The organism is Janthinobacterium breve (genome assembly GCF_051380895.1).
Lineage (GTDB): Bacteria > Pseudomonadota > Gammaproteobacteria > Burkholderiales > Burkholderiaceae_D > Janthinobacterium.
Window position 1 is genome coordinate 333033 of the sequence record NZ_JBNYXY010000008.1, and the last position, 11752, is coordinate 344784.

Genomic DNA, 11752 nt, shown 5'->3' on the forward strand with positions numbered 1-11752 from the left:
CGTGTCGTGCGCTTGCGTCTGTTCGTTTTACTTATACAGAATTTGAAAGCAGCACCATGAAACATTTACCGTTATTGATTTCCCTCGCCATTGCCATGCCTGCCTTGGCGCAATCCCCCAGTGAAGCAGATATCACCGTCCTGCCCGAGATGAAAGTCATCGTTACAGCCATTGGTGACGGCTACAGGCCTGCCGCTGACACGGCCTTAATGCTGTCGAGCACGCCTGGCTACAGCGTGGCGGCCGGCGGCGGCGTGTCCGGCTTGCCAGTGGTCAATGGCTTTGCCGATGACCGCATCAAGATTCGCATCGATGGCATGGAATTGACGTCGGCTTGCGCCAATCACATGAATGCACCGCTGTCCTACATTGATCCGCAACAAGTGCAGCGTATCCGCCTGATCGCGGGCGTCACGCCCGTCAGCGCGGGCGGCGACAGCATCGGCGGCACGATCGAGGTGCAGTCAAACGCACCCGTGTTCGCCCAGCCCGGCGCGGCGCTGCTGACGCAAGGCAGCTTTGCCGTGTCGGGCCGCAGCGTCAACAATAGCGTGGCGACCAGCGTGCATGCCTCGGCCGCCAGCGACGTGCTGAGCGTCGGCTACAACGGCGCCTATACGCGTGGCCACAGCTATGACGATGGCCACGGCAACAAGGTGCTGGGCAGCATGTTCGAGAGCATCAACCAGGCCATCGTGCTGGCGGCGAAGGGCCAGGGCCAGCAGCTGACCCTGCGCGCCGGCGTGCAGCACATCCCGTACCAGGGTTTTCCCAACCAGTACATGGACATGACGGACAACCACGGCCAGTTCGCCAATCTCGCTTACCAGGGCACATTTGCCTGGGGCGTGTTTGACGCGCGTGCCTACTGGCAACAGACGGACCATGAAATGGGCTTTTTCACGCCCGAGCGCACAGGCACGATGCCGATGCTCACGCACGGGCGCAACACGGGCTATGCGCTGATGGCCAGCCTGCCCACGGGCGCGGGCGAGTTGCGCCTGGGGCAGGAGTGGCACGGATTCCGCCTCGACGATTACTGGCCGGCCGTGCCCGGTTCCATGATGATGGGGCCGCGCACTTACCTGAACATCAACGACGGCAAGCGCGACCGGACCGTGCTGTTCGGCGAACTGGAAACGCGCCATGACGCGCGCTGGAGCAGCGTGCTGGGCTTGCGCGGCGAATCCGTGCGCATGGACACGGGCGACGTGCAATCGTACGGCACCAACATGATGAACATGCCGGACGTGATGGCTGCCAGGGCCTTCAATGCGCGCAGCCGCAGCCAGCGCGACACGAATATCGATGCCTCGGCACAAGCGACCTTCACGCCAGACACTGCCAGCAGCTATGAATTCGCGCTGGCGCGCAAGGTGCGCTCGCCCAACCTGTACGAGCGTTATTCCTGGGGCCGCGGCTCGATGGCGATGACCATGACCAACTGGTTTGGCGACGGCAACGGTTACGTGGGCAATATCGACCTGAAGCCCGAGACGGCTTACACGGCGGCGTTCACGGCCGACTGGCATGGCGGCGGCGAGGAGGGCTGGTTCGTGCGTCTGAATCCTTACTACAGCAAGGTCGACAATTACATCGACGTCGATGTGCTGGCGTCCTTCCATCCGTACATGCAGATGGGCGCGAACGGCAACCTGCTGCGCTTTGCCAACCACGACGCCAAGCTCTACGGCGCCAATCTGGCGTGGCAGCTGCCGCTGGCCAGCAGCGCCCGCTGGGGCCGCTTCATGGCCACGGGCAATGCGGCTTACACGCGTGGCAAACGCAGCGATGGCGGCGACCTGTACCGCATGATGCCGTTCAACGCCTTGCTGGCCGTCGAGCACAAGCTGGGCGCCTGGAGCAGCCGCATCGAAACGAAGATCGTTGCCCGCAAGGACAAGGTCGATGCCCGCCGCTTCGAACCTGAGACGGGCGGTTATGCCCTCGTCAACCTGCGCAGCAGCGTGGCATTGAGCAAGATGGCCAGCCTGAGCGCGGGCGTGAGCAACCTGTTCAACCGCGCGTATGCGGATCCGCTCGGTGGCGTGTATTTGTCGGGCCTGAATGCAAGTGGCGGCGCGCTGCAAGCCTTGCCGGCCGAGGGCCGGTCGATTGATGTGGGGCTGCAGCTGACATTCTAAAACGGAAATAACGCGCCTTCGTTCTGGTCATAAAAAGGGCGAAGGTGCGTCTTATTGGAAATATCGATAACAAATATCGGCCGTGCAGTTATGATTTGGCCTTTACTGTAAAGTTATCGGCCATTCAGAATGATGAAAAACCTCTCCTGTTTTATCTTTGCCACGGTTTTTAGTATCGCGGCGCATGCGCAAACGCCGGAGCCCTGGTCGATTCCCGACCCCATGGCATTAATCGAAGCATCGAATACCCTTTGCGCCGCACAGGTGAAGTCGGCCTTGGCCGCAGGGGAACTGCGGCAGCAGGGACGCAGCAAGGCGGAAGTAATGGCGCTGCTGCCCGATAGCCCGAAAGGCATGACATTGCGCGTGGTCAGTGCCATGCGCGAGAACGTTGAAGATGCCTTTGATTTACCGGAGCTTTCGACGCAGTCCCAGTTTGCCTACCGCGCCGAAGCCTGCTTTGGCGAAACGTTGGGCGGTACAAGGGCGCCAGGCCTTGCCACCCTGCGGCCGCAGGTGGAAAAGTGCCAACAGCTTCATGGCTCTGAAAAGAGTAATGCACTGTTCAAATGCGTCGAGGCGGTAGTGCGCAGCGCCAGGCAGTGATGGCGAATTGGTGGCGCTGGACGAGGTGCTGGCGCGTCAGCGCCGCCATTAAAAAAAGAGTTCGCCCTGTCAGTATCGAAGCCATCACGGAAACCAGTGGCTGGATGAGGGTCATTCAGCTTGAACGAGGTATTCGGGTTTGGTATGAAGTGGGCTACGTGCCGTTGAAACCGTAAGCAGATTGATATTGCTCTTAGTTAATATTGGATGGACGGGGGGGGGGGGGGCAATAGCAGCCCAATTACCATCGTCCTGCTTCACCAATTTATGCCATCGGAAACCTGTGAAATATAAGAAATTACTTGGCGAGGATACCTCCGCCATCATTCTATCCATCGCTGTCGTTGCGTATGTGGCGTCATTATTATTGACAGGAATAGTGACCTCCAAGGAGGTCATGCTTGGAGGGGGCGTGTTATTGCTCGGCTGGCTAGGGCCTTTGGCCGGTAGTTTTGCATGGTTTGCCAATCCGCTGCTTATTTTTGCCATGTACTTCTCGAAAGAGAAGCCAGTCGCCGCAAAACTGGCTGTCTTTTTTGGTTTTGCGCTTGCACTGACAGCCTTTGGCCTCAAAACAATACCTGACGATTACGATTCCGCCAGGGTGCTGGGATACGGTGCCGGATACTATCTCTGGCTGGCCTGCTTTCCAGCGGTGTTTATTGCATCATTCTTAAGCAGCAGAAAATCCAAGGTCCTTTCTGCTGGGGAATAGTATTTTTTGCAGTAGCAGCCATTCCATCCATCCCGATCATGACAGGTGATCTCCCGTCACCCATTGCCTGATCAACCATCCTTTGCCAGCGGCGCCCGGATGCGGTCTAATCATGGCTTGTTCTTACACGAGATTGCCATGCTGCCCACTCACGCCATCGCCGCGCTGCGCGAAAAATTTCCTTTGATTACAGAACTGATGGCTTTGCAGCCCTTGAGCTGGTTCAATCCCGGCATCGCGCCGGCAGCCGAGGCCTTGAACGATGTGGGCTTGACGGCGGATGACGTGGCCGACGCCAGCGCGCGCCTGGCGCGCTTTGCGCCCTACCTGGCCAAGGCGTTTCCCGAAACGCAGGCCAGCGGCGGCGTCATCGAGTCGCCCGTCGTGCCGCTGCCCGCCATGCAGGCGGCGCTAGGTTTGGCGTTAGGCATGACGAGCGGTCAGCTATGGCTCAAGCAGGATAGCCATTTGCCCATTTCCGGCTCTATCAAGGCGCGCGGCGGCATCTATGAAGTGCTGAAACACGCGGAAATGCTGGCGCTCGATGCGGGGCTGCTGAAGGAGGGCGATGATTACAGCCTGCTGGCCAGCGACGCCGTGCGGGCGTTTTTCGGCCAGTATGCGATCGCCGTCGGGTCAACGGGCAATTTGGGCTTGTCGATCGGCATCATGAGCGCGCGCCTGGGCTTTCGTGCCACCGTGCACATGTCGGCCGATGCGCGCCAGTGGAAGAAGGATACATTGCGCAGCCATGGCGTAACCGTCGTCGAGTACGCAACCGACTACAGCGTGGCCGTGGAAGCGGGGCGCAAGCAGGCGGAGAACGACCCGACTTGCCACTTCGTCGACGATGAAAATTCGCACGACCTGTTCCTCGGCTACGCGGTAGCGGGCCAGCGCCTGAAAGCCCAGTTCGAGGCAAACGGCGTCGTGGTGGATGCAGATCATCCCCTGTTCGTGTACTTGCCGTGCGGCGTGGGCGGCGGCCCCGGCGGCGTGGCCTTTGGCTTGAAGCTGGCGTTTGGCGATGCCGTTCACTGCGTATTCGTCGAGCCGACCCATTCGCCCTGCATGCTGCTGGGCGTGCACACGGGCTTGCACGACGGCATCAGCGTGCAGGAAATCGGCATCGACAACCTCACTGCCGCCGATGGCCTGGCCGTGGGACGTCCGTCCGGTTTCGTGGGACGCGCCATGCAGCGGCTGATCGACGGTTACGCTACCGTCAGCGATGACGAGCTGTACCGTTTGCTGGCACTGCTTGAGCAAACGCAAGGCTTGCGTTTGGAACCGTCCGCCGTGGCCGGTTTCGCGGGCATAGCACCCGTGCTGGCGGCGCCGCAATACCAGCAGCACATCGATACTGCCACGCACCTGGTGTGGGGTACGGGCGGCAGCATGGTGCCGGAGCAAGAAATGGCGGCCTACGTGGCGCGCGGCCGCGCGCTGCTGGCGGCCGGGGACGCGTGATGCCGGCCGGCGCGCCGATCAGGGCCACGCTTGGGGCCACGCTGACGGCCAGCCAGTTCGCCAACCTGCACACGTTTCTTGTGGCGGCGCGCCATGGCAGCTTCGCGCTGGCCGCGCAGGAACTGGCGCTCACGCCCAGCGCCGTCAGCCACCGCATCGCGCGGCTGGAAAGCAGCCTGGGCTTGCGCCTGTTCGAACGATTGACGCGGAAAGTCAAGCTGACGGCGGACGGCGAGCGCATCTTCGCCGTCCTGCAAACTGGCTGGGACAGCCTGCATGCGGCCATTGCCGGCGGCGACGCGCTGGCGGGCAGCATCACCGTGCATGCGCGCCCCTCGATTGCCCAGTGCTGGCTGGTGCCGCGCCTGGCAGGGTTCGCTGCGCAGTATCCGGCATTGTCGCTTGACTTGCGCGTGGGCAATGATAGCGTGGACTTTCGCGCCGGCCAGGTCGACCTGGCCTTGCATTATGGCGATGGCAGCTTTCCCGGCCTCGCATCGCGCAAGCTGATGGATGAATGGCTGGCGCCCGTCTGCAGCCCCGCCTACGCACGCGAACACGGCTTGCAAGATGCGCCGCAACACCTGTCCAGCGCGACCCTGCTGCACGACACCTTGGCCTGGCCCGCCTGTGCGCCCGATGCGGAGTGGCGCCTGTGGCTGGATGGGCAGGCGCCGGAGGTGAACTTGCCCACGCGCAGCCTGCGTTTCGACCGCGCCGACCTGTGCGCGCAGGCGGCCATCCACCACGCGGGCGTGGCCATGGGCCGGCGCCAGCTGGTGCAGCCGTGGCTGGCCAGCGGCCAACTGGTCTTGCCTTTCGGCGGCTTTGCCCTGGCCAGCCCGCAGGCGTATTACCTCGTGCACAGCGGACGCACCGCGCTGCCGGCGCGCGTGCAGGCGTTGCTGGACTGGCTGCTGGGGCAGGCTATTTGATACACTGCGCCCCTGATTGATAAACGCGCCAGAAAGCAGTCCCATGCAGCCATCCCCACTGACCCCCACCGCGCCAGCGGAATTGCGCACCACTGCGCTCGCTTGCCTGCTGGAACCGGATCCGGCCACCAAGGTGGCGATGGTGGCGGCCATGGCCGAGGCGCAACTTTCGCTCGATGCGCAGGCAGCTTTGGCGCCCACCGGCCCCGTGCCGGGCCGTCCCGAACGCCCGGAACTGGTACCGCCGCGCTTGGTGGGGAGGCGCTCGATGATCACGCCGGAAGGACGCGCCATGCTTGTGCATGCGCTCGCGCATATCGAATTCAATGCGATGAACCTGGCACTGGACGCCCTGTGGCGCTTCCCGGACCTGCCTGCCGAGTACTACTGGGACTGGCTGCGCGTGGCGAAAGAGGAAGCCACGCACTTTGCCATGCTGCAGGCGCATCTGCAGGTGCTGGGCCATACGTATGGCGACTTTCCCGGTCACGACAGCCTGTGGGAAATGGTCGACAAGACCCGCGGCGACGTGCTGGCGCGCATGGCGCTGGTGCCGCGCACCCTGGAAGCGCGGGGCCTGGACGCGATTCCGCCGCTGCGCGCCAAGCTGGCGCAGGCGGGCGACATGGCCGCCGCCGCCATCCTCGACATCATCCTGCGCGATGAAGTGGGGCATGTGGAAATCGGCAACCGCTGGTATGGCTACCTGTGCGAGCAGCGGGGGCTGGAGTTGCGCGCCACCTATGCCGAACTGGCGCTGCGCTACGAAGCGCCCACCCTGCGCGGCCCGTTCAACCTGGAAGCGCGGCGCCGGGCCGGGTTTTCGGAGCTGGAACTGTCCGACTTGCCCGCCTGACGCCAGCGCTGCTGCATGCTCACGATCATGGTCAAGGATGGGCCGTGATGCTGATATGCCAGTGGCTCAGGTGTCCCGCTTCGATATGCACCTTGACGGGCTTGATCCAGGCCCCCGCGCCCGGGATCTTGTCGGCCGGCGCGGCGGAAAAACGCCCGTCGACGAGGGCCAGCTTGACGAAGCTGGGGCCGATGTAGACGACGCGCGTGCTGGCCGGCGCCGCTTCCTGGGCCAGCATGGCGCGGTTTGCCGCGATCCACGCCTGCAGGGCTGCCAGTTTCGGCTTTTGCGCGGGGTTGGCCACCACTTCCGCCTTCGCGTCAATGATCAACTGGTGGATGGCCGCGCCATTGTTCTGGCCGCCCAGCGCGTCCGAGTAGCCGCCCGCGCCGTCCGCGTAGCGCAAGTCGATCTGCTGGCCATCGCTGTGGCCGCTGTGGCCGAGGATGGAGCGGCCCGCCGCCGTCTGCGTCACATGCTGGCCGCTGATGTCGTCGAAGCGGTAAGCCTTGCCCGCCAGCCAGGCGATGGCCAGGCGCGTGGCCCATGAATCGCCACCCGCGTCGCGCGTGCCGTAGCGCCGCGCCGCCAGCGCCGCCTCGTTGTTGGCCAGGTACAGGGGGATGTAGGCCGTGGCGCCCTTGAACTCCACTTGCCCCCCTTCGGCCGGGTCGGAGCTGGCATCGGCATTGTCGACGCGGCCCTTCAGGCGCAGCGTGACGACGGCCTTCTTGTCGAGCTTGGCGCCGGCAAAGGCGGGCAGCACCAAGCTGGGGAATGTGACCTTGCCCGCGCTCTTGGTATTGGTCTGGGACAATAAATTCTCCGTGCTGAAGGCGGGATTGCCGCCGCCGGCCGAAATGCCGATATTGACTTCCGTAATCGTCGCGGCCGCCGGCGTGTAGTGCAATTCCAGCGGCAAGGTGTGGGTGGCCGTGGCCGCGCCTTGCGACACGGACACATACGGTCCCGGCAGATTGCCCGTCAGCTTGATCGGCTGCAGCACGGGATGGGCGGCCTTGTTGGGCGAGAGGAATTTCGCCTGCGTCACTTTCAAACCCTTGCACACGAGACTCAGTTCCACCGTCGTGACGGTGGCCAGGGCGCTGTCGCCGATATTCGTGGCACTGACATTGCCGCCCAGGGTCAGTACCCCCTCCTTGGTTTGCTTGCTGACATCGACGCATTCCGTCCTGACGATGGTGCCCTGCGTGTAATGGGTCTGGTTGACGGCGCCCGTGGCGGCCAGGTTGACCCCGGGCAAACCGGTCACGGCGTACGACCAGGTATCGTTGTACTGGCTTTGCGCCGTCGTGTAGACGGGGTACTCGGCCGTGCTGACGGTGATTTTCACGCCCACGTTTTTCGTGCCCTTGGGCACCGTGAAGGCGACAGGCGAGGTGATGGTCTGGTTTTGCGCGGCCGCCGTGGCCGTAAACGTCTTGCTGCCCTCGTCATCCTGCGGCGTGACGTCGCCCGCGCCACGGGGGCTGGCGACGACCTGGCGCGCGGGCGGACCGGCGCCATCCTGCGTGACGCTGCCCGCCACATAGCTCTGCGCCGGGGCGGTGCGCTGGGCCAGGCCGGGTTCGTACGGATACACGATGCCGACGCTGACGGTACTGCTGTTGTCGAAGACGACGGCGCTGACGCTGACCACGTTCGGGTGGACGAGGTCGTTCAAGGTCAGCTGGTAGGTGTCGGGCAGCACGCCATCGAAGTGGAAGGCGCCCGTGGCGTCGACCACGGCCACCTGGCGCTGGTGGTTGTTGTAGCCAGCCAATAACATCTTCTTGCCGGCCAGCCCCGTGACATTGCCACCTGCCGGCGTGCGCAGCTGGCCTTGTAGCGAGGTAGATGACTTGACGACGATCAAGGCATAGCTGGCAGTGAATTCGCCATCCTGCGAGACGAAATTGAGGTTCAGGTCGTAGCTGCCGTTGGGCAAGGATGCCAGCAATTGCTGCATGGCCGTGGCGCTGATGCTGAAGGCGCCGCTGACCGCATCGAAGACCCAATACTGCTTGAGGCTGACGGCCACGCCGTCCGGCATGGACAGCAAGCCGTCGCTGTCGTCCTGCAGGGCCAGTGACGGCGCGCCTACCAGGCGGAACGCCAGGGCGCCCGGCTGCAGGCGGTTGTTCGGCCCCAGTCCCGTGATGGCCAGCACGGGCGCGGTTGCCGGCACGTTGCCGTCGTCGTCCGGCTCCACATAGGTTTCCACGGCCGTGGGCAGTTCCGTCTGGATCAGCACGCCCAGGGTGGTGACCTTGTTGCCCTTGCTGATGGAAAACTGCGCGTGCTGCTCCACGCCCGTGTCGCCGGGCGTGGAAAAGCGCAGGCTGCCGTCCTGCAGCAGCACGTCCGTGACGGCGCCGCTGACCTTGACGCTGTCGGCGCCATCCGTAAAACCCAGGTCGGCCAGCGACAGCGTCACCACTTGCGCGGGCAGCACGGGATCGAGTTCGATGCTGGCGTTGGCGCTGAAGGTCCACGCCAGGGCCGCGCTCTGGAACGCGATGTTGCGCTCGATGCGCACGATGATGGTGTCGTCGGACGTGACGGTGGCGCCCGCGTCGATGTTGCCGGCCAGTACGTCGCCATCGATGATGGTGCTGCCTTGCGGCGTGCCGGTCAGCACGGCTTGCACATTGCTGGCCGCCGCGCTGCTGTTGTTGCGGATGTGTACGCGGTAAGTGTAGTCCCAGGCCGTGCGGCTGACGCGCTGTTCGGCCACTTTTTCCAGCTGCGTCACTTCGAAATCCCCTGCGGCCTGGACGGCAGTGGCAGCGGCGGCCAGCATGACTTTCGGCACTGGCGGCTGCGTGGGATCGTTCGGTCCGCCGCAGGCGCACAGGCCCAGCGCCAGGGCAGTAGCGAGCGCGGTGGCGGCCGGCTGGCGCCGCCGCAGGCAGGCCATGGCCAGCACGCCTGCCAGCAGCAGCCATGGCGTGGACGGCAGGGCGACGGCGGCCGGCTGCGTGCTGCCCGCCTCGAGCTCGATGAAGGAGACGGGGTCGAGGATGGAGAACGGCTGCGCGCCGGGGTTGCCCGCGCCCAGGTAATCGAAGGTGACGGAAAAGCCCGTGGCCGTGGCGCCGGGAACGATGCCGCCCGCCAGCGCCAGCGCCAGCGCGTCGACGTAGCCGCTGGCGGGAATGGCGGGGTCGGGCTGCACCAGCAGCACGTCCCAGCCCGGCGCCGTGGAGATGTTGTGCAGCTTGGCGTACTGTCCCACGCTGAAAAACAAGGTGAATTCCTCGATGGGCATGGCCAGCATGGTATTGCTGACGGTGTAGTCGTAGCGCCACTGCGTGCCGCCCAGCGAGGTCGCCGTGTAGCCGATGCTGGTGGCGCGCGCGACGGACATTGCGCACAGCAGCAGCGCCAGCAGCGCCTGCTTGATGAAGCTCATGATCATTCCCCCGTTGACTGGCGTCAAGCGTGCCCAGGCAAGAGGTCAAGCAGGAAGCGTTCCCGTACAAATTGTTCTGTAAAAACAAGGGCTTGGCTGGAGGAGGGCGGTGCTGGTGTCAAATCTGCCGACACTGGCCCATAGGGCTGAGCCTGTCAGCGTTGTCCTACCCATCTTGTCGAAACTGTCTGATTGTATGCCTTGCGGAAACACGCGATGATCGTGTTCATGCTGCAACAGCCAACCAGTCCGACGGAGTATGCGATGCCCAAGCTAGCCAAGCCCAACCATTTGAACAAGCCGTTCCTGCTTATCTGCCTGTTCACCTTCTCGACCCTGGCGGCCACGCTGATGAATACGGGCGAGGCGCAGACGAACGATGCTGCGCCGGCCGCCGTGGCGCGCGATGCGGGTCATGGCGCCTTGCCGGTCTGCAGCAGCGATGCCCTCACACTGTCGGCCCAGTGCCAGCCCCAGCCTGGGCGCCAGGCTTGACCTGAGCGACCCTTTGCAGCCGTTGCTGCAGCAAGGCCAGCACGGCCGCTTCTTCCAGCGCCAGCGCTGGCAAGTCCTCTTGCAACTGTTGCCGCGCCCGCGCGCGCATGCCTTCCAGTAAACTTCCATCCAGATACGACTCCAGCACGGCCGGGTGCACATAGCACTTGCGGCAGATCGTCGGCGTGTTGCCCAGTTTTTTTGCCACCGACTCGATCGCCTGTACGATGTTCTTCTTGGCCTGCGCTTCGGAATCGACCTGTTCGAACGCCTGCAGGGCCAGCGCGGCCAGCAAGGTGCCAGACCAGGTGCGGAAATCCTTGGCCGTGTACTCTTCGCCCGTCACTTCGCGCAGGTAATCGTTGACGTCGCCGGAATCGACGCCGTGGCGCGCGCCATCCTCATCGACATATTGAAACAGTTCCTGCCCCGGCAATTCGCGCATGCGCTGCAGCACCCGGGCCAGGCGCCGGTCGCTCAGGCGGATATCGTGGCGCACGCCGCTCTTGCCCTTGAAGTGAAAGGCCACGGCGCTGCCGTCGACTTGCACATGGCGAGTGCGCAGGGTGGTCAGGCCGAACGATTTATTCGTGCGCGCATATTCTTCGTTGCCGATGCGCATCATCGTCAATTCCAGCAGGTGCACGATGGTGGCCAGCACTTTTTCACGGGGCAAGCCCGGCAACTGCATGCCGCGCGCGACGGCGGCGCGGATGGCGGGCAGGGCGCGGCCAAAGCTGAGCATGCGCTCATACTTGACCTCGTCGCGCACCTGGCGCCAGCGCGCATGGTAGCGGTATTGCTTGCGGCCCCGCGCATCGCGTCCCGTCGCCTGCAAGTGGCCGTTGGCGCGCGGGCAGATCCACACGTCCGTCCAGGCGGGGGGAATGGCCAGCGCCTTGATGCGCGTCAAGGTGGCTGCGTCGCGCAGGATCTGGCCGTCCGCGTCGCGGTAGCGGAACTTGCCGGGCTTGCCCAGGCGGGCGATGCCATTCTGGTGGTCGCCCGTGTAGCGCAGGCCGGCGGCGCGGGCCGTGTTGGTGGCAGATATTTCCATGACGATAGCTTACCTTGCACGCCGCGCACCCGGCGCGCCGTTATGCTAAGGTGCGCATT

The 11752-nt window shown here is 64.0% G+C and carries 9 protein-coding genes; 7 read left to right on the top strand and 2 right to left on the bottom strand.

The genetic code is table 11. The features are described from left to right. The first annotated feature begins 56 nt into the window (after nt 1–56). The 6 genes from ACQ4W0_RS17965 to ACQ4W0_RS17990 all read left to right on the top strand — a co-directional run bounded on the left by ACQ4W0_RS17965 (nt 57) and on the right by ACQ4W0_RS17990 (nt 6726). Entirely contained in the window at nt 57–2144 is a 2088-nt protein-coding gene (locus ACQ4W0_RS17965) for a TonB-dependent receptor (protein ID WP_436577969.1), read from the top strand. Between the two features lie 129 nt (nt 2145–2273). Beyond that, nucleotides 2274–2750 (top strand): hypothetical protein, encoded by a 477-nt coding sequence (locus ACQ4W0_RS17970; protein WP_436577970.1) that lies wholly within the window; start codon nt 2274–2276, stop codon nt 2748–2750. A 283-nt stretch (nt 2751–3033) separates the two neighbouring features. Further along, nucleotides 3034–3465, top strand: a complete 432-nt coding sequence (locus ACQ4W0_RS17975) for a hypothetical protein (protein ID WP_436577971.1) — start codon at nt 3034–3036, stop codon at nt 3463–3465. A 138-nt stretch (nt 3466–3603) separates the two neighbouring features. Then, complete coding sequence (gene dsdA / locus ACQ4W0_RS17980) at nt 3604–4935, top strand: D-serine ammonia-lyase (protein WP_436577972.1); 1332 nt, start codon at nt 3604–3606, stop codon at nt 4933–4935. Further along, complete coding sequence (gene dsdC / locus ACQ4W0_RS17985; RefSeq protein WP_436578055.1) at nt 4935–5870, top strand: DNA-binding transcriptional regulator DsdC; 936 nt, start codon at nt 4935–4937, stop codon at nt 5868–5870. The genes dsdA and dsdC overlap by 1 nt, the downstream gene beginning before the upstream one ends. Before the next feature lie 43 nt (nt 5871–5913). Next, complete coding sequence (locus ACQ4W0_RS17990; protein WP_436577973.1) at nt 5914–6726, top strand: ferritin-like domain-containing protein; 813 nt, start codon at nt 5914–5916, stop codon at nt 6724–6726. Nucleotides 6727–6757: 31 nt separating this feature from the next. On the opposite strand, the gene ACQ4W0_RS17995 is transcribed toward ACQ4W0_RS17990, so the two are convergent. Then, on the bottom strand, nt 6758–10141 hold the full coding sequence (locus tag ACQ4W0_RS17995) for a hypothetical protein (protein ID WP_436577974.1): 3384 nt from the start codon (nt 10139–10141) through the stop codon (nt 6758–6760). A gap of 264 nt (nt 10142–10405) precedes the next feature. Here ACQ4W0_RS17995 and ACQ4W0_RS18000 point away from each other — a divergent pair, with 264 nt between their 5' ends. Beyond that, nucleotides 10406–10636, top strand: coding sequence for a hypothetical protein (locus ACQ4W0_RS18000; RefSeq protein WP_436577975.1), 231 nt, complete (start codon nt 10406–10408; stop codon nt 10634–10636). Here ACQ4W0_RS18000 and ACQ4W0_RS18005 read toward each other — a convergent pair. Next, entirely contained in the window at nt 10590–11693 is a 1104-nt protein-coding gene (locus ACQ4W0_RS18005) for a DNA topoisomerase IB (protein WP_436577976.1), read from the bottom strand. The genes ACQ4W0_RS18000 and ACQ4W0_RS18005 overlap by 47 nt on opposite strands. Nucleotides 11694–11752 lie beyond the last annotated feature (59 nt).

Bases quoted from the DNA above. Each gene is read 5' to 3' on its own strand.
- ACQ4W0_RS17965 (WP_436577969.1), top strand. From the start codon at position 57: ATGAAACATTTACCGTTATTGATTTCCCTCGCCATTGCCATGCCTGCC.
- ACQ4W0_RS17970 (WP_436577970.1), top strand. From the start codon at position 2,274: ATGATGAAAAACCTCTCCTGTTTTATCTTTGCCACGGTTTTTAGTATC.
- dsdA (WP_436577972.1), top strand. From the start codon at position 3,604: ATGCTGCCCACTCACGCCATCGCCGCGCTGCGCGAAAAATTTCCTTTG.
- dsdC (WP_436578055.1), top strand. From the start codon at position 4,935: ATGCCGGCCGGCGCGCCGATCAGGGCCACGCTTGGGGCCACGCTGACG.
- ACQ4W0_RS17990 (WP_436577973.1), top strand. From the start codon at position 5,914: ATGCAGCCATCCCCACTGACCCCCACCGCGCCAGCGGAATTGCGCACC.
- ACQ4W0_RS17995 (WP_436577974.1), bottom strand. From the start codon at position 10,141: ATGAGCTTCATCAAGCAGGCGCTGCTGGCGCTGCTGCTGTGCGCAATG.
- ACQ4W0_RS18000 (WP_436577975.1), top strand. From the start codon at position 10,406: ATGCCCAAGCTAGCCAAGCCCAACCATTTGAACAAGCCGTTCCTGCTT.
- ACQ4W0_RS18005 (WP_436577976.1), bottom strand. From the start codon at position 11,693: ATGGAAATATCTGCCACCAACACGGCCCGCGCCGCCGGCCTGCGCTAC.